The 24,153-nt window shown below is 56.4% G+C and carries 14 protein-coding genes; 8 read left to right on the forward strand and 6 right to left on the reverse strand.

Going from position 1 to position 24,153, the window contains the following annotated elements:
* Positions 1-27: 27 nt before the first annotated feature.
* Positions 28-1,437: a sulfatase gene (locus HUW35_RS11835; protein WP_181252521.1), complete on the forward strand. Its 1,410-nt coding sequence runs from the start codon at positions 28-30 to the stop codon at positions 1,435-1,437.
* Between the two features lie 102 nt (positions 1,438-1,539).
* Positions 1,540-3,228 (forward strand): sulfatase, encoded by a 1,689-nt coding sequence (locus HUW35_RS11840; protein ID WP_181252522.1) that lies wholly within the window; start codon positions 1,540-1,542, stop codon positions 3,226-3,228.
* Positions 3,229-3,336: 108 nt separating this feature from the next.
* Here the strand turns inward: HUW35_RS11840 and HUW35_RS11845 are convergent, their stop codons facing one another.
* A complete protein-coding gene (locus HUW35_RS11845) occupies positions 3,337-4,509 on the reverse strand; it encodes an AGE family epimerase/isomerase (RefSeq protein ID WP_181252523.1) in 1,173 nt (390 codons plus the stop codon).
* A gap of 175 nt (positions 4,510-4,684) precedes the next feature.
* Between HUW35_RS11845 and HUW35_RS11850 the strand changes: the two genes are divergently transcribed.
* The 3 genes from HUW35_RS11850 to HUW35_RS11860 all read left to right on the forward strand — a co-directional run bounded on the left by HUW35_RS11850 (position 4,685) and on the right by HUW35_RS11860 (position 8,330).
* A complete protein-coding gene (locus HUW35_RS11850) occupies positions 4,685-5,764 on the forward strand; it encodes an ROK family protein (RefSeq protein ID WP_219932549.1) in 1,080 nt (359 codons plus the stop codon).
* A gap of 56 nt (positions 5,765-5,820) precedes the next feature.
* Complete coding sequence (locus HUW35_RS11855; protein ID WP_181252524.1) at positions 5,821-7,242, forward strand: sugar MFS transporter; 1,422 nt, start codon at positions 5,821-5,823, stop codon at positions 7,240-7,242.
* A 152-nt stretch (positions 7,243-7,394) separates the two neighbouring features.
* A complete protein-coding gene (locus HUW35_RS11860; RefSeq protein ID WP_181252525.1) occupies positions 7,395-8,330 on the forward strand; it encodes an alpha/beta fold hydrolase in 936 nt (311 codons plus the stop codon).
* Between the two features lie 47 nt (positions 8,331-8,377).
* Here HUW35_RS11860 and HUW35_RS11865 read toward each other — a convergent pair whose 3' ends face one another.
* The 4 genes from HUW35_RS11865 to HUW35_RS11880 form a co-directional block, all read right to left on the reverse strand.
* On the reverse strand, positions 8,378-9,361 hold the full coding sequence (locus HUW35_RS11865) for a glycoside hydrolase family 43 protein (RefSeq protein ID WP_181252526.1): 984 nt from the start codon (positions 9,359-9,361) through the stop codon (positions 8,378-8,380).
* A 3-nt stretch (positions 9,362-9,364) separates the two neighbouring features.
* The gene (locus HUW35_RS11870) at positions 9,365-10,789 is read right to left on the reverse strand and encodes a glycoside hydrolase family 125 protein (protein ID WP_255463259.1); all 1,425 of its coding nucleotides are present in this window, start codon (positions 10,787-10,789) and stop codon (positions 9,365-9,367) included.
* Positions 10,790-10,903: 114 nt separating this feature from the next.
* A complete protein-coding gene (locus HUW35_RS11875) occupies positions 10,904-15,832 on the reverse strand; it encodes a fibronectin type III domain-containing protein (protein WP_255463260.1) in 4,929 nt (1,642 codons plus the stop codon).
* A gap of 299 nt (positions 15,833-16,131) precedes the next feature.
* Positions 16,132-17,403 carry an AraC family transcriptional regulator gene (locus HUW35_RS11880; RefSeq protein WP_255463261.1) on the reverse strand — a complete coding sequence of 424 codons (1,272 nt, stop codon included), beginning with the start codon at positions 17,401-17,403 and terminating at the stop codon, positions 16,132-16,134.
* 680 nt (positions 17,404-18,083) lie between these two features.
* Between HUW35_RS11880 and HUW35_RS18880 the strand changes: the two genes are divergently transcribed.
* The 3 genes from HUW35_RS18880 (at position 18,084) to HUW35_RS11895 (ending at position 23,565) form a co-directional block, all read left to right on the forward strand.
* A complete protein-coding gene (locus HUW35_RS18880; RefSeq protein WP_255463631.1) occupies positions 18,084-18,218 on the forward strand; it encodes a hypothetical protein in 135 nt (44 codons plus the stop codon).
* Between the two features lie 799 nt (positions 18,219-19,017).
* The gene (locus HUW35_RS11890) at positions 19,018-21,882 is read left to right on the forward strand and encodes a glycosyl hydrolase family 18 protein (RefSeq protein WP_181252528.1); all 2,865 of its coding nucleotides are present in this window, start codon (positions 19,018-19,020) and stop codon (positions 21,880-21,882) included.
* Between the two features lie 90 nt (positions 21,883-21,972).
* Positions 21,973-23,565: a glycosyl hydrolase family 18 protein gene (locus tag HUW35_RS11895; protein ID WP_181252529.1), complete on the forward strand. Its 1,593-nt coding sequence runs from the start codon at positions 21,973-21,975 to the stop codon at positions 23,563-23,565.
* A gap of 104 nt (positions 23,566-23,669) precedes the next feature.
* Here the strand turns inward: HUW35_RS11895 and HUW35_RS11900 are convergent, their stop codons facing one another.
* A complete protein-coding gene (locus HUW35_RS11900; RefSeq protein ID WP_255463262.1) occupies positions 23,670-24,137 on the reverse strand; it encodes a DUF3365 domain-containing protein in 468 nt (155 codons plus the stop codon).
* Between the last annotated feature and the right edge of the window lie 16 nt (positions 24,138-24,153).

Raw genomic sequence — 24,153 nt, forward strand, 5'->3', positions numbered from 1 at the left:
GCGGAATTAACGGAAGGTAAAGCAAAAATGAAAGCATTCGCGAAATTTGCTGTTTTAGTGGGGCTGCTGGGCGGTACAGTGGGATCGCTTGCCACCGAGGTAACGGAGTCTGGCAGTGAGGCAGCCCAGGCCGACAAGCCAAATATTATCTTTATCCTGACCGACGACCAGCGTTGGGACGCGGTGGGCTACGCCGGCAACGATATCATTCAAACCCCCAATATTGACGCGCTCGCTGAGCAGGGCACGCGTTTTAGTAATGCCTTCGTCACGACGTCTATTTGTGCTGCGAGCCGTGCATCGATTATGACCGGTCTCTACGAACGCAAGCACGGCTTCACTTTTAATGAGCCACCGCTGGCGAAGGAGTTTGTCAATAACAGCTATCCAAAATTGCTTAAAGATGCAGGCTATCGCATCGGTTTTGTGGGTAAGTTTGGCATGCAGTTTGAGGGAGACCTCGACAAATCATTGTTCGACTTCTACCAGCGCCCCGGAGAAGAGACCGAGGCCGGCCGTTACTACGAGCTCAACCTGAAAACTCATCGCCATGAACACACCACTGCCCGTATTGGGGACTTGAGTGCGCAGTTTGTTCGGGAAAGCGCGAAATCCGGCCAGCCGTTTAACCTTTCTGTGAGTTTCCACGCGCCACATGCGGACGATCACGATCCGAATCAATTTGTCTATCCGCGAGATTTGGCCTTCCTCTACGAGGACGTCACCATTCCCGAGCCCCCGCTGGCAGACGATCGTTATTTCGATGCACAGCCCGAGTGGGTCAGAAACAGCATTAGTAAGGATCGCTGGTACTGGCGCTTTGATACACCACAAAAATATCAGGAAATGGTGAAGGGCTACTACCGCATGATCAGCGGCCTGGATCGAGAAGTGGGCAAGATTGTGCGCGAACTGGAGAAAGCCGGTGTCGCCGACAACACCATCATTATGTTCATGGGCGACAACGGCTACTTCCTCGGTGAGCGTCAGCTGGCCGGTAAATGGTTGCTGTACGAAAACAGTATTCGCGTGCCGTTCTTTGTTTACGACCCACGCCGCGATGGTGTGGAAGTCGACAAGATGGTGCTGAATATCGATGTGGCGCCGACCATTCTCGAATTGGCCGGTATCGATGTTCCTGAATTGATGCAGGGAGAGAGCGTGCGCCCACTGATGGACGGCAAGCTGTCCGGGTGGCGTACCGAGTTCCTAGGCGAGCACCTTATGAACACCGACTGGATACCGAAGACCGAAGGGGTGCGCACCGAGCAATACAAGTACCTTCGCTATCCGCAACACCCGGGTTATCAAGAACTTTACGACCTAAAAGCGGATCCCCTGGAGGCCAACAACCTGGCGAACCAGGCCCAGCACCGTGAAACCCTGACCATGTTGAGTGCGCTCACGGATCAATTGATCGAGCAGGCTGCGAACTAAGCGCCTGTTGGTAGATAAAAATTTAATTGGCTTCTCTCGTTGGGCCACTCAACGCATGGTGTTGAGTCGGCCTTTTTTTAGGAGCGGGAAGGATTGCTTGCAATGCTTGATTTCAAAAAAATGTTGGGGACTTCGCTCAACGTAGTTGGCGTAGTGCTGTTGGGTTGGAATACGGCTATTGCCGCCGCCGTTGATGATCATGGGAGTGAAAAGCCCAATATCATTTTCATCATGTCAGACGACCACGCCTATCAGGCGGTGAGCGCGTACGGCTCTGAACTGATCGAAACACCGCATATTGATCGCCTGGCGAAGGAGGGCGTGCGTTTCGATAATGCCAGCGTCACCAATTCCATCTGCGCACCCTCAAGAGCAACAATTCTTACGGGAAAACATAGCCATCTCAACGGAAAAATCGACAACAGTGCGCCCTTCGATGACGCCCAGACGACTTTTCCGCAGCTATTGAAAAAGGCTGGTTACGCCACCGCCATGTTCGGCAAATTGCATTTCGGCAATGATCCGAAGGGCGTCGATGAATTTATGATCCTGCCAGGGCAGGGCGATTACATCAATCCGGATTTTATTACCCAGAACGGGACGGTGCGCAAGCACGGGTATGTTACCGATATCATTACCGATGAAACTCTGAAGTGGCTGGATAAGCGGGATCAGGACAAGCCGTTCTTTCTCGCGTACCTGCACAAGGCGCCGCACCGACCCTGGTGGCCCCGGGCCGACAAGTTTGCGGAATTTTATCAGAAAGAATTTCCCTACCCGGAAACATTGCTGAGCGATAACAGTGGGCGTGGCACGGCAGCACAGACGGCGGAGATGTCACTGTTGCGCGATATGCGTTACTCCCACGACTCCAAGATATTTCCCGAAACCTACGCAGCCATGGAATCGGTAGAGCCTCCGATCCCTCCATCGAGCTGGGGCTTTGAGGAGCCCTTCAATCGGCGCGTCACCCCCGAACAGCGTGCCGCCTACATGCCAACGCTCAGAAAGATCAATGCCGACTTCCGCCAAAATTGGCCGACGATGACCGATGAGCAGAAGATTCGCTGGAAGTACCAGCGGTACATACAGGACTACCTGGGCACCATCTCCTCGTTGGATGATAATGTGGGGCGCCTGTTGGATTACCTGGATGAGTCCGGTCTCAGCGACAACACCCTGGTAATTTACACCTCGGACAATGGCTTCTACCTTGGCGAAAACGGCTGGTTCGACAAGCGATTTGCCTACCGGGAATCCTTTCATGTGCCCCTGCTTGTACGCTGGCCCGCAAAAGTACCCTCAGGGCAAGTGTCTGATGAGCTAGTACAAAATCTGGACTTTGCACCCACCATCCTGAATGCGGCCGGTGCCGAAGTGCCCCGCGATATGCAGGGGCTGAGCCTGCTGGAGATTCTACAGAACCCCGAGTCTAAACTAGGGCGCGATGCAGTCTACTACCACTACTACGAATATCCCGCGGTACATATGGTCAAACGCCACTACGCGATGGCCACCAAAGACTACAAGCTGATTCATTTCTATCACGATGTGGATGAGTGGGAGCTTTACGACCTGCAGAAGGACCCGGCGGAACAGCAAAACGTCATTGAAAGATCGGAATATGCGGGGGTGCTGAAAAAACTACGCGACCGGCTTGAAAGTCTCAGGGAAGAAGTGGGGGACTCTACAGAGCTGGACCAACATTTTATCAACTTGACCGGCGACGCGGATGCGCCGGATTGGTTCCGCAAGGTTGATGATAGTGTCGAGTCAAAAAGGAAGCGCTGAATACGACGGCTTAGAGATCAGATCTGTAGTTCGAACCTATGTCGTTCAAACGTACTTCATTCAATCTCCACTCATGAGCGTAAACAGCCACCGTTCAATTTCGGTTAGTTAGTTGGCACTAGTCGAGACCTGAAGGTGCCGATGTAGCTCGATCGCCGCCATCACAATATGATACAGCGTGGTGGCGGGTGCCATAGGGTTATGGATGCTATTGTCTGCATCCCTGTGCTCGATATGCGCGCCTGGGGTTGGGGCACAAAGGTAGTAGTCAAATAGATTGTCTACTGCCTGTACTGCAATGCTCTCAGCCTCCGGGTGCCCATAACGCGCCCGAATGACACTCGCCTTGATTAGCTCCGTAACCACCCAGCAGCGTTTTTTGCCATCCAGCACTGCTCCCTCCGAGGAGACGGCGTCGAACAACAGCCCATTCGCATCCCGACCTAGTGCCAACCCTTGAGCGTAGAGCGGCGCAGTCCACTGGTGCATCGTTCGGCCTGTGCGCTGCCCGTACCAGTCGAGCAGCCATACCCATTCCATCATATGTCCGGGCTCGACGATCATTCCCAAATCGTCATTGCGCGATGCCCAGTCGTGTTGAAAGTACTCAAAGAGCACGTTTTTTTCGGCGTCGTAGAAACGCGCCTGGAATAATGCTACCAGCTCGCCGGCCCGCGCCAGCCACGGTGCGCCCGCACCGGCATCGTAGAGTGCAAGGCAGGCTTCCAGCATATGCATATGTGGGTTCTGTCGGCGGTAATCGGTCTCGTAGTCCCCCTCAATCCAGCCTCCGTGCACCGATCCGAAGCGGCGATCCAAGTATTGAGAGAGTGCTTCCGCGCGTTCCAGTGCGGCGCTATCCCGGGAGACACGGAAGTACCAGGCGTTTGCTAGCAGGATAAACGCGTGATCGTAGAGGTCCTGGGAGGCATCCACGACGCGAAAGTGGCGGTCGAACTTGCGCACATACCCACCGCCAGCGGCTTTATTCAGGCCCTCGGCTTCCAGAAACGCCAAAATACCTCTCGCGACCGCCTCTCCCTCCGGGTACCAGCCAAGCTTGGCCGCAGCGGCGAACACAAAAGCCTGGCGTGCCTGCACCCGCACGCGAATATCGCTGGCGAGGTCGACGGTCCCGTCCGGCAGGAGGCGTTCATAGTGTGCACCGTTGCCAGGATTGATACCGCGGGAGGCCCAGAGGGGTAGGGCGCAGTCGGTGAGCCACGCGGTGAGGCGTTCAGTTTGTGAGTGCAGGGTGGTGCGGGTGGTAACGGCGTTCACAGGGGCCTTCTAATGATTGATTATAGGTGTTCAAAGTTGAGCGCTTACAATCATAATAGATCAAGGGTAAGCTTAAGTAATCATTTGATGTGGACTGGTGTTGCGGGCTGGCACTCGAAGCAATACACGGGCGCGAGTTGCTTACGGAGCGGTACTGGAGTGATGGGGGCGATGATTGAGCACTGACAAGGCACAGGGGCGGGTGGCACAGGCGACGCAGACCTTCTACCTCGGGGTAGATATCGGGGGGACCAAGTGTGCCCTGGTGCTGGGAGACGCCGAGCTCAATGTGCTCGACCGCATCGCTTTCCCGACCGAGGTCCGCCGCGGTCCTGGCGAAATTGTGCAAACGCTCCTGGATGCCGCAGAGGCGCTTTTGCAAAAGCACGGGCTGCGGCCAAGCCATACGGACGGGATTCAGGCCATCGGTATCAGTTGCGGTGGCCCGCTTGATAGTACTCGAGGCCTGATTCAGTCCCCACCCAATCTGCCCGGCTGGGATGAGGTGCCTATTACCCGTTATTTCGCGGAGCGCTTCGGTGTAACTACGGCTTTGCAGAATGACGCCAATGCCGGTGCCCTTGCGGAGTGGATGTTGGGCGCAGGGCAGGGGGTGCGCAATTTGGTGTTTCTAACGTTTGGCACCGGATTGGGAGCCGGCCTGATATTGGATGGCCGCCTGTACGCGGGAACCAATGATCTCGCCGGCGAATTGGGGCACTGGCGACTTGCCGAGGACGGTCCTGAGGCATTCGGTAAGCGCGGCTCCTTCGAAGGCTTTTGCAGCGGTGCCGGTATCGCACAGTTAGCGCGGTGGCAGGCGCGTGAGGTGTTACTAAGGGGCGGCGAAGTAAGCTTTGCCAAAGATGTGGACTCACTCGATACCCTCACCACCAAAGACGTGGCCATTGCCGCGCACAATGGCGACCCGCTGGCCCGGGAAGTCTTCGCGGAGTCTGGCCGCAAGCTTGGGGCGGGATTGTCGCTGTTGATCGATCTGCTCAATCCGCAAAAGGTCGTGATCGGTAGCGTGTTTGCCCGTTGCCAGGATTTGCTCTATCCCCATGCGCTAAAAGTGATGGAGGCGGAGGCACTCGCGCCGGCATTGCAGCGCTGCCAGGTGGTCCCGGCTGCGCTGGGAGAGGCGATTGGCGATGTGGCGAGTTTATGCGTCGCGCACTATGCGGCAACGAATGGTGTGCGTAAGCAGAAAGCACAAGCTCCGTTGCCAGAGGACCTTGACACAGTGACTTAGGCACGCGGTTACGCACCGTTTGATAACAATCACGATAACAATAAACAGGAAAGAAAATGGCGATTTCGACTTCTCAAGATGCGGCGATGGTGTCTTCCGATAGTAGTACCAACTATCTGGTGCCACTGGCATTTCTTACCATCCTCTTTTTCATGTGGGGCTTCATCACGGCGTTAAACGATGTACTGATTCCCCATCTGCAGAATGTCTTCAATTTAACCAACCTGCAGGCACTGCTGGTGCAGTTTGCGTTCTTCATTGCTTACTTTATCGTCTCATTTGTCTACTTTGTCTATGCACTGAAGGCCGGAGATTTACTGGTTCGGTTTGGATACCAGAACGGTTTGAGTGTGGGGCTTGCCATTATGTCGGTAGGCTGCGCCCTGTTCTGGCCTGCGGCGGTGTTGAAGAGCTATGGATTCTTCCTCGTCGCCCTGTTTGTGCTGGCGGGTGGTATGGCGGTATTGCAAATTGCGGCCAATCCCTATGTCTCTATCCTTGGTAAGCCCGAGGGCGCGCCGGCCCGCCTGAATCTCTCGCAAGCGCTTAACTCACTCGGTACTACCCTGGCACCGGTGATCGGCGCTGCGCTGATTTTCAGTCATGTATCCGCAGACGCGGATGTGAATACGGTGGTACCACCTTATCTGTTTATGGCCGCAACCCTGCTCGCAATGGCCGTGTTTTTCAAGGTCGTAAAGCTGCCGAACCTACATACGGAAGTCGCCCCTACGGAAAATCGCTATGGCGTCTTCCAGCATACACATTTGTTGCTTGGTGCCCTGAGTATCTTTATGTACGTTGGCGCAGAAGTGGCGTTGGGTAGCGTGCTTATCAAGTATCTCGGTTTACCAGAGATTGCCGGGCTAAACGAAATGCAGGCGAGCGTGTATCTGGCGCTCTACTGGGCGGGCCTGATGGTGGGCAGATTCCTAGGGGCTGCGGCATTCTCCGCCTGGGCGGAGCGGCGCAGTATCTATGCTTATTTTGCGGCAGTGACGGTCATTGCATTCGCCTGTGTTGGCCTACTGGTCAGCTGGCAGGCCGCGCAAATATGGTGCTTGCTGATTGTCGTCAATATCGCACTGATGGTGGTGTGCCGGTTCAAGCCCAATCGCACCCTGGCAGGCTTCGCCGTGGCCTGCGTCGCACTGTTGCTGATTGCACTGTATCAGAAAGGGTACTGGGCGCTCTGGTGCGTCGTGGCGGTTGGCTTGTTCAATTCCATTATGTGGTCAAACATTTTCACCCTCGCCATCCGCGACCTTGGTAGCTACACGAGCCAGGGTTCCTCATTGTTGATTATGGCGATCCTCGGCGCGGCGCTGGTACCGCCGCTGATGGGATGGGTGGCCGATGCTTACGACCTCAATATCTCCTTGCTGGTGCCAGCGGTGTGTTATTTGTACATCGTATTTTATGGTGTGAAAGGCTATCGTGCAGAGCGGAACTCCTGGTTTACTAAGCGGGATACTTAAAGCGCACATTGTCTGTGCTTGCTATTTCCCTGCTACCGTAATTTGACCGCTCTCGCGCTTAGCGGGGGCGGAGCCTGCGAGGACACCCTGTGCGCTGTCTCATAATCTCATTTATTCTGCTAAGCCTGTCGTCTCATGGCCTCAGAGCTGAAGTGCCAGAACTGGAACTGGCGACGCTGCCCACTTTCACGCTTGAAAATGGTGAAGTCTTGCGAAATGCCAAAATAGGCTACCGCGTGGCCGGATCGCTGAATGCGCAGCGTTCCAACGCAATTTTGTATCCAACTTGGTTCATGGGTACATCTGAGGATCTGTTCAATTACGGTGCGACTGATCCGATCGATACCGAGAAATACTTCGTAATTGTGATGGATGCGTTGGGTAATGGCGTTTCCTCATCGCCATCGAACTATCCAGAATTTCCGAGCATTACGATTGGCGATATGGTGACAGCGCAGCACAAGCTACTGATGGAGATATTGAAGGTTGAGCACCTTCATGCCGTCATTGGTACCTCAATGGGGGGTATGCAGACTTACGAATGGCTGACACGTTTCCCAAACTTTATGGATCGTGCCATTCCACTTGTGGGATCGCCACAGCTTGGATCTTACGATAGGTTGTTGTGGAAAACCCAGTTGGAGGCCATCGCTCTAGCGCGACAGGGTGGTAACGGGGCAGATGCAAAACCGCTGGTGGGGATGATTGATGCACTGGCACTGCATACGCCAGAGTACCACGCTCGCAGAACACCTCGCAGTCAAGCTGCTGCTTTCATTACTGCCGCCCAAGCCAGCGGAGCCAACGACATAAATAACAAAGCCGCGCAGCTGAATGCAATGCTTGCCCATGATGTCAGCCGAAATTTCGACGGCTCCATGGAGCATGCCGCTGCCGCAGTAAAAGCACGAGTGTTAAGTATCGTTGATCTGCAAGATCATATGGTTACGCCCGATCCGGCAATTCGTTTTGCAGCCCTGATCGGTGCTGAGTCAATTGAGTTGGATACATACTGCGGTCATATGACGACCTTCTGCGAAAAGAAAATCATTGAAGAGGCTGTTGTTGAGTTTTTGGAGCAGCCATAGAACCGGGGCGACGAGACCCCGATTGCGTATTTCCAATAGGGGCTAATTCAGGGGCGAATTTCATACCGCTGAGTAGTGAACGAAGGTCCATTCACATAAACTCTTTCCTTCCCGATCACGATCGGATCAATCCGCGGATACCGCGCGGTGTAGTCCGTATCCCAGCCGTGGTAGGCAATCCAGTCGTTGCCGCCTTCATCCTTGAACAGAAAGTGGTGCCCGGGGCCTTTGACCACCTCGTTCGACTGCAGCACTATATTTTCTCCCTCTTTGTATGGACCCAGAGGCGAAGGGGCAGTGGCGTAGCGCACTTTGTAGGTGTCGTCGGTCCACGCTCCCTCACTGAAGGTCATCACGTAGGTGCCATCGATGTTCTGGACGATGGGCCCTTCCTGCCAGCCGTACTGATCAAATATTTTTACCGGATTGCCGTCGACGCTGGTGGGCGAGGTCATCTTTTCCATGTAGATGTTGCCGGCGGTAAGTCCTTTGCCGTTGTACTGCTCGATGGTGTAGTACATATACATCTGCCCATCGCGGTCGCGGAAAGGGTGTCCGTCGATGGAGCCATGGGGGATCACGACACCTAGGTCTGTATAAGGGCCTTCGATATCGTTGGCAACGGCGACTCCCACGCGGTTGCCGCGGTTGTTGGGTGAATCTTCTGGAGATGCGGTGTAGTAGAGATAAAACTTGTCGTCGATCTCGATCACTTCCGGCGCCCAGAAGTGTTTCCAGTTCCAGTTTTTTGGTCCGCCCGGTTTTACCGCCCCGCGAACGAAGGTCCACTCCTGCAGGTCAGGGGATTTGTAGATCTGTATTCCTCGCCCATCGGGTGCTTTTCCGGTGGCCATCATGTAATAGAAGCCGTTGTGGAAGTACACGCAGGGGTCGGCGAGATACTTGTCGATGATGGGGTTTTTCCAGGTGAGGGTGCGCGTGTCTGCGTGCAGGTCTCCCGCCCAGAAGACTAGCGCGCAGGTGGTGAGGCAGAGGGCCAGCAGCGAGTTAAACCGTGTGAGTTTCCGCATAGGTTAAATATTTCCCATCGCCAATATTTTGGGTTTCTCGCGGTGCAAATTCACCAGCAATTCGCCGAACAGTGTATTCGCCCATGCAAACCAGGCGCGGTTGAAATCGCTCGGATCGTCCTTGTGGAAGGCCTCATGCATAAACCCGGTGCCTGCATGGGTGTTTTTTAGCATCCTGAGACAGTGGGCAATTTCCTTTTCATCGCGGGCGGTCATGGCGCGCAGGATTATCCCCATGGGCCAGATCTTTTCCTTGCCGGTGTGCGGGCTGCCCTGGCCCTCGGCGGCGGTACCGCGCAGGAAGTAGGGGTTGCTGTCGGAGAGCAGGAAATGACGGGTATTCTGGTAGATGGGGTCGTCGGCAAATGTGGGATCCAGGTAGGCCAGGGACATGAGTGATGGCACGTTGGCGTCGTCCATAAACAGCTTGTTGCCGAAACCGTCGACTTCATACGCATAAATTTTACCGAAGCCCTGATGCTCCGCGATACAGTGGGTCTGAATGGCTTCATCCAGTTCGTCGGCAAAGTCCAGGCAGGTCTGAGCCTCTTGTGGCTGATCGAGAATGTCTGAATAAATACTCGCTAGCTGGCGCAGAGACAGCATGGCGAAGATATTGGACGGTACCAGAAACGGGAATACGGTGGCGTCATCGGAGGGGCGGAAGGCGGAGGCGATCAGGCCTACGGGATTGACCGGGCGGCCGGTGCCTTCGAATACCGGAGCGTCGATCATGCGCCCGGATACCCGCACAAAGCGGTAGGGGCTTTCTCCCTGCTTGCGCTGTTCGGTGCGGAATACCTTTAGCACTTCGCGCATCGCTTGCTGCCAGTTCGTATCAAAGATGCTGCTGTCGCCGGTGGCTTTGTAGTAGCCATCGGACAGGCGAATCACGTAGCACAGGGAGTCGATTTCCCACTTGCGTTCGTGGACGCCATCGATGGGAGTGGGCTCATCGCTGGCCCACTGGGATTTTTTGCTGAGGTCTTTATAGAAGGCGTTGGCATGGGGATCGCGCAAAATGCACTTTACCTGGCGGTTGACTAGCCCGGCGATCAGGTTGCGGATCTTTTCATCTTGTTTGATCAGGCTCATGTAGGGCCAGACCTGGGCGGTGCTGTCGCGCAGCCACATGGCGTCGATGTCGCCAGTGATGATGAAGGTGTCGGGCTTGCCGTCGATCCACTCGAAATCCACCGTGGTATCGAGGGTGTTGGGATAGCAGTTTTCAAATAGCCAGCGTAGCTCCGGGTCTGTGATGGCGTTGCTGACCTGTTCGATGGTGCTTTCGACCGCGCTGCTGGTAAATGTTCTTTCACCCGCGGCAGGGCGGTTTGAAATTAGCGCGGCATCTTTATCGGTGGCCGGTTTTTGCTGCATGGCATTTGCACCAACGGCACTTGCCAGGGGTGCGAGGGAGAGGCCCATCAGGCCCGCTCCGGTTTTTAACAGTGTACGTCTAGGGAAATGGGTTGGCACTTTCATGGTAATGCAGAATGCTCTTTGTTTTCGGTTAAGGGCGCTTTGGAAGAAGGGCCGTTATTACTGGAGTACCACGCTGCCCTGGTTCCATTCGGGCTGGTCGCCATTGCCGCGTTTCCACTGGCAGGTCACCACGGGTTTCTGGCCGTAAATGCCGTCGACTTGATGGGTGGTCATGCCATGGTTGCAGCTGACGATACGCACACCGTTGTCCAGCACACTGTTGTCGAGCTTGTGGCCGGCGTATTCGGCTTTCAGCCAGGCTTTGTGGCTGCTGCCGTTGCGGTAGGAAAGCTGGTCGAGCGTCAGGCTGAGCGCAAAGTTCTCACCGGTAGGCGCGCCGGTGCTGTCCACTGGGGCAATAGCGCCGCGCAGGGTTTTGCCGTCTTCATTGATCCCCTTGAAGTAAGGGGAGGCATCGCCACCGGATGCGGTCAGGGCCAGGGTAAAGGGCACGATTTCCGCATTGTCGCCGGGTGCGGATTTCCACTGGCATTGCACACCGTTGATTGCGTCAGCGCCGTCAAAACCTTTCAGGCCCGGGCCGTCGATACCGGGACAGGTGACCTTGCCACTGGCAAGCTGCGGTGTGATCTGCAGTTTGTAGTCTTCGGGCTTGATGTAGGCCTTGTGGCCGCTACCGGCACCGTAGCTCGCCTGGTCGAGGCTCACCGAAAGATTGTGCAGTGTGCCGCCCAGGGAAATGCCTTCCACAAGGAAGGCATGTGAAGAGAAGGTGAGGGAAACAGCAGCCCTTGCGGGCTGCTCTCCTTCGTTGTTGGTGGTGGGCTGCTCGGTGACCTGGGCCTGGCCGCCATCCACCACAATGGTGGTGGAGGTGGTCCAGGAGGTCGCGGAGCCACTGGCGTTGCGGGACTTGACGCGGAAGGTGTAGGTTTCTCCAGCGGTCAGTCCGTCCAGTACCACACTGGTGCCGGTGATGTCGTACTCACCTTTGCGCCAGATGTCGCCTTGCAGTTGTTTCTGCGCGTCGTAAGTGACGGCATCCACCACCGGGTTCCAGCTGAGTCGCACGGAAGTACTGGAAAGCACTTCCACCACCAGACCGGTGGGTGGCCCGAACTCACCACTAGCTTCCGCCTGGGTGGTTGCGGAGGCGACCGCAGACCAGTCCGACTGTACGCTGCCGTTAATGGCGCGCACCTGATACTCGTAGGTGGTTTCTGCTGAGAGACCGGAGTCGGTTGCCGCTGTACCGGCCGGGGTCGCGATGGTTGCCCAGCTGCCACCTGCGGTACGACGTTGCACCTCGTAGCTTTCCCCATTGATCACGGCCTCCCAAACCAGCGCGATCGAACTGGAAGATTGCGCGGAGGCACTCAGGTTTTGTGGTGCTTCCAGCGTGATGGCGTCACTCAGGGTGTACTGTCCGGAGGTGGTCCAGGTGGTTGCCTGGCCCGCTGCGTTGCGGGATTTCACGCGGAAGCTGTAAGTACCGCCTTCTTCCAGACCGCTCAATACAACAGAGGTATCGGCAACATCGTACTCGGCTTTGCGCCATACGGTATCGCCAGCGATCTGCTGCTGTACATCATACGTCACGGCGTCGGTAACGGCGCTCCAACTGATGCGTGCAGAGGTCGCGGAGAGCACGTCGACGGTAACGGTTGCGGGCGGGCCCCAGCTACCGCTGCCACCACCACTACTGCTGGAGGTACTGCCGCCGCTGCTGCTCGAGCTGCTGGATGAGCCACCGCCACTGCTGCTTGAACTACTGGAGCTGCTGCTCGAACTACTGCTGGAACTGGAACTGGAACTGGAGCTGCTGCTGGAACTGCCGCCGCTGCTGCTGCCGCTTCCGGGTTCATCGCAGTACTGTTGCAGGCTGACCTCGTCGACCCATACATCCGCGTTGTCACCACCGAGGAATATACCCAAGTTGAGGTTGCCGAAGTCCACATCCGGCTCGTAGAACAGGGTAAAGGTTTGCGGACTGGTGGTGAGCTGCAAAACGTCTGCATTTTTGATGTTCCACCAGGGGCTGCTGGCCTGGTGGATTTTCACCTCAATGCTGCGCGCAGCGGCCGATTTGGCGGTGAACATCAGCGCGTACTTCTTGCCCGGCTCCAGTTTTCCGAAGCCGCGTTGCAGCTGCACATCGTTGGTGTTGCTGGCCTGACTGATCGTCACGTGCAGTGAATCGCCTTCGCCAAACCCGGATTCCACGCCCGTTGCGCCAGAGGCTACCGCACCGGCACCGGTGTTGACGTACAGGTTCCAGCCGCCCATGCCGCCGCTAAAGTGGCCGTCCGGAGTCAGGTTCACCGGCTCACAGGGTACCGGCGGAATAACCGGTTCACCGGAGGTGGTGGTGCTGCTGTTGGAATAGCCGGACTCGCCCGCATCGTTGAATGCATACACCCGGTAGGTGTAATCCGTATAACCGGCGAGGTCGAAGTCGGTATAGGAGGTAGTGTTGGGGCCTACCTGGCCAACGGTCACAAAGCTGCCACCGCTGGTACTGCGCTCGATACGGAAGCCCTGTTCGTTGTTGGCGGAGTCGCTCCAGCTCAGGTTAATGGTGTTGGTTGGTGCATCGAGACTACCTCCCAGTGCGGACGGTGCGGAAGGAGCACTGAACGGCTTCGCCGGCAGCGGTAGCGTGGGCATGTCGGTGCGCCACAGACCGGCACCGGGCGTCGCGGAATAGATCCGCATCATGCCGTCGGTTTCGGTAAAGCGCGAACCGGTCATGCCGGAGAAGTGCATATCGCCGGTGATGTCTTCCCAGGTTACCGAGCCATTGCTCTGTATGGTGCCGAGGAACACCCCGTAACCGACCTGGAGCGAGTGGTCGTAGTAACTCACCAGCATCTTGTCGGCATAGGCCGCGGAGCCGCCTTTACCACCGAAGCCGAAGCGATCACCGACCGCGTCCCACCACACCAGATTAGAGGTGGGGCGAATGTTCATGGCATCGGCCGGGGTAAATGCTTTGCTCCAGGATTCACCCTCGTCGGTGGACAGCAGCACTTGCCAGTTGTTGCCATCGGTCAGGCCGGGGCCACCACCTTTGGCAAAGTTCATCAGGTAAACGGTACCGTTGTGCTCCCAGGCGTGTACTTCGTGATCCCAGCCGGAAGTCTCAACTTTTTGTTCAAACGCCCAGGTTCCATCGACCTGTTTTTCACCGCGCCACACGCCTTGGGTACCACCGGTGGAGCTGAAGAACACGACGTCTTCATTGGTGGGGTGGGGGGCAATGGTGCGGGCGCTGCGCGCGTCGGCGTTGCTCAGGCCTTCATAAATCAGTGTGACCGGGAGCTCTTCACCGCGGGCGTGATAGTCCAGCGCGCGGCCAATGTCGTCCACCATATACAGGCCGTAGTTGGAGGAGAACATAAACACCTTGGCCGGGTTCACCGGGGAAACCGCAACATCCCGCAATACACCCTTGGGCAGACCGGCTTTTTCAGATGGGCCACCGGCAAGTTCCACCCACTGATCCGTGGGGTCGTGATTGACGAGCTTTTTCGCCCACAAGCGACCGTTCTGCGCGCCGCCGCCGTAACCGGAGGTGGCTTGGGCAACCACCGTGGGGGTGCCCCACGCATCGGCAATATCGACCGCCTGCACATCGGATAGGTTCAGTCCTCCGGGGCGACGGTGCTGCATATTGCTCCAGGAGATACCGCCATCCCAGCTCTCTACCAGCCCGTTGTCTGCCTGACCCTGAATCACGTAGTGATCGTGCACGGCCACGTCGTAGGTATAAGTACTTTCGGTACCCTTGCCGGCATAGGTCGGCCAGGCGGTGTCGTACCACCACACCTGAATATTGTTATTCGGGGTGGAGTACTTGTTGAACCAGGTGTAGCTGTTGTCACCCGCATTATGACTGGCATAGAACATGGTCTGGTTGGTGGTGGACCAGACGCCCCGTTCCCAGCCGCCGGTGGCCGGCGTGTAGTGGGCAAAGCGGGCATTGGGCGGGTTGGCGTAGTCCCAGCCCATGTCGTAGCTGCCGTCGTAGTTATTCCAGATTTTTTCCCAGTAGAAGCTGTCCAGGTTGCCGGACGCGCCCCAGTTGAAGGTACCTTCGTACAGGCCAAAGCGGTCTTTTACCGCGCCGAGCAGTACCTTGTGGCTGTTGCCCGTAGAGCGCGGGTCCACTTCCGGGTACCAGTAACGGCGGTTGCCTTCGAGCCCACCGGTAACCTGTTGCCAACTGACGCTATCAGTGCGTGTGGCATATAGCAGCCAGTTGCTGTTGTAGCGCAGGTCCGCCACATCGGTGGAGTAGCTCGCGTACAGCACCTTGCCGTCGGGGCTCACCGCAACACCGCGGTTGCGCGGGCGGTCGCTGGCCGGGTCCGGCAGGCGGGTCCAGTTGAAGCCCGCATCGATACTCTTGAACACGCCCTTGTTGGAACCGAGGTAAACGATCTGCGGGTTGCTGTGATCGAAACTGACGGTGTAGATATTGCGGTCACGGGCCGTGTCACTGCTGAAAGTGATCTCCTGCCAGCTGGCCCCGCCGTTTTGCGACAGGAAGATGGTGCCGGGGCCGGTATTGGATTCACCGAACTTGCCGATGAACTCGTCATCGTCGCGCCAGCCAGGTGCGGCGATGACGTGGTTGGGGTTGTCCGGCTTGAACGATACGGCGCCGATGGAGTGGTTTTCGGTTTCCGGCACCAGTCGGTAGCTGCTGCCAGCGTCGCTGGAGGTGTGCAGACCATACAGGGTGCCCACGAAGACCTCGTTGGAATTACCCGGTTTTACGGTTACCGAAAACACCCGGTTGTTCACCAGGTGGCCGGTGATGTGCCAGTGGTCGCCGTTGTCGGTGCTTTTGTATACACCTTCCATGTCCGAGGCCATGTACACCACATTGGCCTGGTTCGGGTCGGCTACAACGTCCTGGACTTGACCGCCCGCACCGGGATTCAACGGCTCCCAGTGCTGTTGGGCGAAACTCGGCTGCAGGCATAGCATGGCTATGCTGCCCAATAGAAGTTTTCTCATGATCGCCTACTTATTATTTTTGTGAGTGTGCGGGCCGGCGTTCGGCCCCCGAGTGGTCATCCACTTCTGGCACGAGCTACCGAAACGGCAGGCAGCTGGCGGTGGCGGAGTGACCGATACCGCGGCAATCAGTATATTTCAAAAGCAATCACAATCAACTCATATTGAGTCAATAGCGCGCATTGAGAGTGTCAATGTGCGCCATTTGGCAATTCGGGTGGCCGGTGAGCCGAAAGAGAGGATTGGCAGAGGCGGGGGCACTGTGTTCAGTAGCAACGGCTTACGGCCCCTTTCCGTTGTCAGCCTTTTGACGGGGTGTGCTGCAGCTTGTAGGCGCGGGGTGTGCAACCAGTGAATTTCTTGAAATTGGTATAGAACACCGACTCCGACTTGAAACCGGAGTCCAGGGAAATCGCGAACATGGTGCGGTTGGCGGTGTCTTTTGAGGTAAGCAGCCGCTGCGCCTCGGCCACCCGGCGTTCGTTAATGTACTCGTTGAAGCGCTTGCCCAGGTGCTGGTTAAGGACTTTCGACAGATAGTAAGAGGGTACCCCAAGCGCTTCTGCGAGATCTTTCTCCGACAGTTCCGCATTCAGGAACATGCGCTTTTCATCCAGCAGCCGGTTGAGCTTATCGATACAGGCTTGTGCCTGTGCATCGGGAATTTGGGTGCGGGGTGCGGTGGCTGCTTCCGCCGTTGGTGCTGACTGGGGGAGGTATTGCGGGGTGGCGTCAGAGCCAGTCTGTTTCTTTTCTGCTTGCGCGGTCCCTGGTGCCGGCTGCGATTCCGCGGCATCGCCGTCAGGCTTGTCGCTCGGCTCCGCCGTTGATTCGCTGTGCTCAAACCAGTCCCGGTTGAGTACCTCTGGATAGCGCACAAAGAAAATTTGCGCTCCAGTGATAATCACCAGGTTAGTGCCGATAAATACCGTGTCCTTGGCGGTGCGGACCATATCCATGATCTCGGTGCCCAAAATGGAGTGAAATCCGAATACAAAGACGTTGAATACGCTCTTCAGCAGCAGTGCGCCAATCAGGAAATCCAGCAGTGTAATCAGGCGAAACTCATGGTTGCCCCTTCCGCTCTTGCGCCGGCGAATCGAGAACAGGCACAGCGACAGGTAGATCAGATTCGAGAGCATGATGGTGCAGAGTACGGCCACATGTTGCGGCTGATCGATGTAGTTCTCGTACTGGAAGGGACCGGCGACCCCTAACTCGTATAGGAAAAAGTAGGCCAGGAATAGGGCTGCTGGAACAAAATGCAGCAAGTCACGTGAGCAGAAATCTTCGCGCAGTAAATAGCGATAGTAGAGGTAAAGCACCGGGCCGTAACAAAGACCAATTACATCCGAGACGAACACATATTCCGGATGTGTCAGCCGAAAGTCAGTAAAAACCAGCAGAAATTGAAACGCCGCGTTGATGCCGGTGAGTAGGAAAAACATCGCCAGGAAGACATTCGCCGCACAGCGATTCACCACCAGAATCAGCTGGCTCATGATCACGGACTGGACGCTGGCCCAAAGGTAGAGTGGGGTGAACAGTAAAAACAAGGTCGGATCAATCATGCCTGTTTTGGATAATTTTTATGCTGAGTGTCGGTGCCCTAGTAGAGGTTCCAGAGGCTAACAAGCGTGGAAAATGCAAAGGGCAGTACGTTGTGGGCTTATTGCGGCCTAAGTTCCGCCACAATGTTAGTGGATTTATACGTTAAGGGCGATGCTATAGTGATCGGCGGAAAAAGGGGGATCCAACCCCATGTGCGTGTTGTGTTGCGTGTTGTGTATAGGGGTAGCAACTTGCATCCCATAGCCGTAGCAGCTCTAAGATTCCGTAACGTACAGTAGAACTGCCGTAGGAAACGTAGAATTTTCGTAGATTTTCAAGAGTTATGTAGGGGAAAGGAGAGTTCCAAAAACACGCCAAGAACACACTTTCCCGCAAAAAAGCGTTGAGAAATAGGGGGGGGATTGCGGTATGCAGGGTTCGATACCGGCGATGTCGCCACGATTGACCCTCTGGGCCACCTCGAAATCACCGACCGTACCTAGGATGTTATCAAGTCCGGTGAAGAGTGGATTTCTTCCATCGAGCTTGAAAATATCGCGGTGGCGATGGAGGGCCTACAGGAGGCTGCGGTGATTGGCGTCGCCCATGAAAAGTGGGATGAGCGGCCCTTGCTTGTGGTTGTCGCCACGTCCGGCGGCAACCCCAACCGCAACAGCTGCTGGACGGTTTTCAAGGGAAAGTGGCCAGCTGGTGGATTCCGGATGATTGCTTGCTGGTGGACGAAATCCCGCACACCGCGACTGGAAAAATCAGCAAGAAAGACTTGCGTGTAAAACTCAGGGACTACCAGTGGCCACAGCTGGATCCGGTGTAGTATCCCGGCGGGGCAACATATTGTCTTGGCGAGGGGTTCCATTTTCTGCCCATTTTCTGCGGCACTCGGGGTTCTCACGGTCGGCGGCTTGAGATGCGCGGTATCCCTGCCGCAAAAAATGAGAAAAAAGTTTGGGGTAGGGCAGCGCGATCCTAAACTGGTAACAGTCCCGGGAAGACTCCCCCATCGCGAGACGAGGTGGAGTGCCAACAACAAGCGGTCCGTAACCGAGACTGGACATGACCGTAAATAGGCCCACAGCGGGTGACCACTGATCTGGAATTGATTGATTTCAGCGAGTGAAAGAGCGGGAAGTTTCAGTCAGCTTGATTGGGTAAAGTGGGGCGGAGCGGTCGATGAATGTCGGCCGCTTTTCATTTTGTGGGCCGGGAAATGTGTTCTTCCGCATCTTTCCGCATCTCTCCGGTGTTTCCAGCGGGTCCTCTCCACCTCATGGAGCGGGATTTCGGCGCCAGAATCTTAATCTTCATGTGACTCACCTCTCAAGACTGTCTCAAAGGGGCTGGCCAAATCATGAGAGAGCAGGGTATTGTGAAAAAGTAATGACACCGCTGTCATAAATTAATTAAAAATGACAGCGGTGTCATTGTCCCAGCCTCGGCTGGGGAGATTTGAGGTACCTGTTCGCAGTAACAGATTAGATGTACCGGCATAGAGATGTTTTTGAATGCCGTTCAATCGGGGGCAGCGCTGCCCGTCGAGGTTTGACGGATACATCACACCGCTGCCCTCATTGATAGATCCTGATCAATAAAAGATAACGACAAGGTGAACATCAATGAAAGGGCTCACTCCAAGCCATTGGCGTCGCGCGCTGTTAGCGCTCGGTCTCGCCAGTTCCTCCGCCGCCATTGCGGCTCCCGGCGCACCCACCATCGACTGGATGGAAACCAGCTTTGCCATCATTGAAGTAGACGAAGCGGCCACTGCCTACGAGCAGCTGGTGACCATCAACGATTACGCGGAAGTTCCGGTAGCCTGGTCCAAGTGGTCCGGCGACCCGGCCACCACCGCACAGTACCTGCTCAATGGCGAAGTCGTACTGGAACAGACCATCAGTGGCGGCGATACCCAATCCGGTACCGCGACTCTGCAGGTTGCCGAGGGCGGCCAGTACGCTCTGCAAGTGGCGCTGTGTAACGACGACGGTTGCGCAACTTCTGCAGCGAAAGACATCGTGGTTGCCGATACCGACGGCAGCCACCTGGACCCGATCACCGTTACCGCCGGTGAAAACAACCAGCCATACCAGAACACCAGCAATTCCGTGGTGGGCACTTACTTTGTGGAGTGGGGCGTTTACGGCCGTAAATTCTCCGTGGACATGATGCCTTCCTATAACCTGACCCACCTGATCTACGGGTTTATTCCCATCTGTGGTGGCGATGGCATCAACGACAGCCTGAAGTCTATCGAAGGCTCCTTCCAGGCCCTGCAGCGCTCCTGTTCCGGCCGTGAAGATTTCAAGGTTTCCCTGCACGATCCATTCGCGGCCCTGCAGAAAGCCCAGGCCGACCAGACTTTCTCCGATCCCTACAAAGGTAACTTCGGTCAGCTGATGGCCCTGAAGCAGGCCTATCCGGATCTGAAAATCTTGCCCTCAATCGGTGGCTGGACCCTGTCCGACCCATTCTATTTCTTCGATGATGCGGCCAAGCGTAAAACCTTCGTCGACTCCGTTGAAGAATTCATGCGCACCTGGAAATTCTTCGATGGTGTGGATATCGACTGGGAATACCCGGGCGGCCAGGGTGCCAACCCGAACCTGGGCGATGCATCCATCGACGGCGAAACCTATCGTCTGCTGATGCGCGACCTGCGTGCCATGCTCGACGGCCTCGAGCAGGAAACCGGCCGTCAGTACGAGCTCACTTCCGCGATTGGTGCGGGCTCCGACAAGATCGAAGATGTGGACTACACCGACGTACAGCAGTACATGGATTACTTCTTCGTGATGACCTACGACTTCTACGGCGGTTGGAGCAACGAAGTACTGGGTCACCAGACTGCGCTGTACGCGCCGAGCTGGCGTCCGGACACCGACTACACCACCGACAATGGTATCCAGAATCTGCTCGGCCTCGGGGTTGATCCCGGCAAGCTGGTAGTTGGTGCTGCCATGTACGGCCGCGGTTGGACCGGTGTTTCCGGCTGGACCGGCAATGATCACATGACCGGTACCGCTACTGGCATGGTTTCCGGTACCTGGGAAGACGGTGTGGTGGATTACCGCGATATCGTGGGTCGACTCGCTACCGGTGAGTGGGAAGAGTATTACGACGAAACGGCAGAAGCGCCTTACATCTTCAAACCGAGCACTGGCGACTTGATCACCTACGACAACCATCGTTCCGTAATGGCCAAGGGTGCCTATGTACAGGCCAACAACCTGGCCGGTCTGTTCTCTTGGGAAATCGATGCGGACAATGGCGACATCATGAACGCCATGCACGAGAGCCTCGGTCACGGCGATGGTCTGGGTAATCGTACCCCGACTGCTCGCGCCGGTGGTGATCTTTCTGTGGACAGTGGTGCAAGCGTAACCCTGGACGGTAGTAATTCCAGCGACCTGGATAACGACCCGCTGACCTACAGCTGGACGCAGGTTTCCGGAACCAGCGTGAGCCTGCAGAACGCTACCAGCGCTTCCGCAAACTTTACTGCCCCCACCGTTAGCGCCGACGAAACCCTGGTGTTTGCACTGACCGTTGCCGATGACAGCAACGCCAGCGATACCGATCAGGTTTCCGTGACAGTACTGGCCGAACAGCCTAACCGCGCTCCCAGCGCCGATGCCGGTGCCGACCAGATGGTGGTCACGCCTGCAACTGTTGCTCTCAGCGGCAGTGCTTCCAGTGATCCGGACGGCGATGCACTTACCTACAGCTGGAGCCAGCTCTCAGGCACCGTAGTAACGCTGAGCGATGACAGTACAGCAAGCCCGACGTTCTCCGCTGCACAGGTGAGTGCCGAAGAGGAACTGGTGTTCGCATTGACCGTCAGCGACGGTTCACTGTCCGATACCGATCAGGTGAGTGTATTCCTGCTGGCAGAGAACAATCCGCCGCAAGTCAGCCTGCCCGGCCCGATCACTGTTGACGAAGGTGAAAGCTTCACCGTGACCGCGAACGGTAGCGATGCCGATGGCGATGCACTGAGTTATACCTGGAGCGGTATGGAAAGCGGTTCTGGTGAGAGCATCACTATCACTGCACCGCAGGTGGGTGCCGATACCGACTTCACCCTCACCGTGACCGTCAGTGATGGCATCGACAGCGCCAGCGCAAGTGTCACCGTTAGCGTAATCAACGTTGAAGGCGGCGGTGGTTGCGAGATGATTGATCCGAATGCTGGTAACTACGCTGCCTGGCAATCCGGTAGTACCTATCTCGGTGGCGACCAGGTGAGCTTTGACCAGCTGGTTTGGGAGGCCAAGTACTGGACCCAGCAGCAGCCGGGCTTCAGCTCTGCGGACTGGAAACTCATCAGCGATGTGGAAGTGCCGTGGAATGCCAGTACGGCCTACAACGGTGGTGATGAAGTAAACCACAATGGCCTGCGTTATCGCGCCAAGTGGTGGACTCAGAGCGAGCCGGGCGTTTCTTCCGACTGGGAAGAAATCGGCGAAGCGACCTGCAATTAAGCAGTAAGCAGTACACAGGGGGCGCTACGGCGCCCTCTGTTCTTTTCGAAATTCTTTTCTACAAACTTCCAAATAAATCGGGAAATAAATATGAAAAGGCAATTACTTGGTCTGCTTGCGCTCGGGCTAATCTCGTTCGAGGCCGCCGCGGTGGACTGCTCCGCGCGACCGGACTGGGAAGCCAGCGCCATCTATGTGGGTGGTAACTCGGTCAAGCACCTGGGCAATGCGTATACCGCAAATTACTGGACGCAGAACAATGATCCGGTAACCCACTCCGGTACCTGGGCGCACTGGAAATACGAGGGTGCCTGTGACGGTGGTTCATCGTCAGGTTCGTCTTCTAGTTCTTCCAGTTCCTCAAGTTCTTCCAGCTCGTCTTCAAGTTCTTCCTCCAGTTCCTCGTCTTCCTCGAGCTCAAGCGGTGGCTCCGGCGGCGGCTCCTGTACTTCTGTGCAGTATGTCGCGGGTACCAGCTACACGGCGGGCCAGCTGGTGCAGAATGTGGGGCTGGAGTTCCAGTGCAATATCGCCGGCTGGTGTTCTTCCGAGGCTGCCTGGGCTTATGAACCTGGTGTCGGTGCACACTGGGGAGATGCCTGGAGCCAGGTCGGGGACTGTGGCAGTTCCTCTTCCAGCAGCTCATCCAGTGGCGGTTCCAGTTCGTCCTCCGGTAGCTCGGGCTCGTCGAGCTCTTCATCGGGCGGCTCTTCATCGGGCGGCAATAGCGGCCTTTTGCCGAAGCATGCGCTGGTGGGTTACTGGCACAACTTCGACAACGGTTCCGGTCTGTACCGTATCAGTGAAGTATCCGATGTATGGGACGTGATTGTGGTGGCCTTCGTGGATGATGCGGGCAATGGCAACATCGCGTTCAATCTGGATCCGGGCCTCGACAAGCAGCAGTTCATTGATGACATTGCAGCCAAGCGCGCTGCGGGCAAAATCGTGATCGCGTCCTACGGCGGCGAAAAGGGTACCGTGACCCTGAACACTCAGGAGAACGTTACCAACTTCGTCAACAGTACCGCGGCGATGATCGACGAGTACGGATTTGACGGTATCGACATCGACCTCGAGTCTGGCGCGGGCGTGATGCACGGTGCACCGGTCATCCAGAATATGGTGGATGCCGTAAAACAACTGAAGCAGCGGTATCCCGGTATGTACCTGTCCATGGCCCCGGAGCATCCCTATGTACAGGGTGGCTATGTGTCCTATACCGGTATCTGGGGCGCCTATCTGCCGATGATCGATCAGCTGCGGGACGAGCTCGACCTGTTGCATGTACAGCTGTACAACAACGGCGGCCTTGCCACTCCCTATCGCGGACCAGCTTACCCGGCAGGTTCTGTGGATATGATGGTGTCTTCGGCGCTGATGCTGATTGAAGGCTTCCCCCTCGGCTATGGTGATGCGGGCTTCTTTGAGGGACTGCGCCCGGATCAGGTGGGACTGGCATTGCCTTCAGGGCCAAGTTCAGCGGGCAGTGGCTTTGCTACTACCGCGGATATCAATCGCGCGCTGGATTGCCTTACCCAGCAGCTGAATTGTGACACGCTGACACCATCACAGGCCTACCCGACATTCAACGGCGTGATGACCTGGTCTATCAACTGGGATATGCACGACGGTGGAATTTTCTCAGGCCCGGTGGGTAGTCATGTCCACAATCTCCCGTAAGGGTTAAACATCCCGGATGTATTAGTCGGGCAGTAACTGAAAAAGGGGCGCTGAAAAGCGCCCCTTTTTTATTGGCGGAAATTCCGCGAAAGCTTATCCACAACTTACAGTGGGAAGCGGATTACCACACCCCCCATGGTCTGCCCCAGCTCGAAGTCCTTGCGCGGGCTGTCCACATGGTCATTGTGACAGCTGACGCAGGCGGGAGACACGGCCACGTCTGGATAAACTGCGGTGAAATACTTGGTGTCGCCGAGCTTCTCGGTTCCGTAGAAGTTCTGCCCGGGATTCTCGACAATAAATTCCAGACCCTGGCGCTCTAACTCTGTGCGCGGCTTGTTCTGTTTGTTGATGGCCCACTGGGACAGCAGCGCATAATTGAAACCGGATTCCTGTTCCGCCACGCGCTCGGCCCCCATGCGCATCATCTGCGCGGGCAGCGGCAGTGCCTGATTGTCTTGCCAGTGCTCATCCGCCTTGATGACTTTTTCTTCATTCTGCAGTCGGTTGACCACATTGGTGGTATAGCTTGCGCGGTCTGCCTCGATGACCGCGAAAATCGCATCGGCCATTCTCTGGGGTTCGATT

It is taken from the genome of Microbulbifer sp. YPW1, from assembly GCF_013367775.1.
In the GTDB taxonomy this organism is placed as follows: Bacteria; Pseudomonadota; Gammaproteobacteria; order Pseudomonadales; family Cellvibrionaceae; genus Microbulbifer.

Excerpts from the sequence above, each read along its gene's own strand:
- HUW35_RS11840 (WP_181252522.1), top strand. The coding sequence starts at position 1,540 with ATGCTTGATTTCAAAAAAATGTTGGGGACTTCGCTCAACGTAGTTGGC.
- HUW35_RS11875 (WP_255463260.1), bottom strand. The coding sequence starts at position 15,832 with ATGAGAAAACTTCTATTGGGCAGCATAGCCATGCTATGCCTGCAGCCG.
- HUW35_RS11855 (WP_181252524.1), top strand. The coding sequence starts at position 5,821 with ATGGCGATTTCGACTTCTCAAGATGCGGCGATGGTGTCTTCCGATAGT.
- HUW35_RS11890 (WP_181252528.1), top strand. The coding sequence starts at position 19,018 with ATGAAAGGGCTCACTCCAAGCCATTGGCGTCGCGCGCTGTTAGCGCTC.
- HUW35_RS11900 (WP_255463262.1), bottom strand. The coding sequence starts at position 24,137 with ATGGCCGATGCGATTTTCGCGGTCATCGAGGCAGACCGCGCAAGCTAT.
- HUW35_RS11835 (WP_181252521.1), top strand. The coding sequence starts at position 28 with ATGAAAGCATTCGCGAAATTTGCTGTTTTAGTGGGGCTGCTGGGCGGT.
- HUW35_RS11870 (WP_255463259.1), bottom strand. The coding sequence starts at position 10,789 with ATGGGCCTCTCCCTCGCACCCCTGGCAAGTGCCGTTGGTGCAAATGCC.
- HUW35_RS11865 (WP_181252526.1), bottom strand. The coding sequence starts at position 9,361 with ATGCGGAAACTCACACGGTTTAACTCGCTGCTGGCCCTCTGCCTCACC.
- HUW35_RS11895 (WP_181252529.1), top strand. The coding sequence starts at position 21,973 with ATGAAAAGGCAATTACTTGGTCTGCTTGCGCTCGGGCTAATCTCGTTC.
- HUW35_RS11880 (WP_255463261.1), bottom strand. The coding sequence starts at position 17,403 with ATGATTGATCCGACCTTGTTTTTACTGTTCACCCCACTCTACCTTTGG.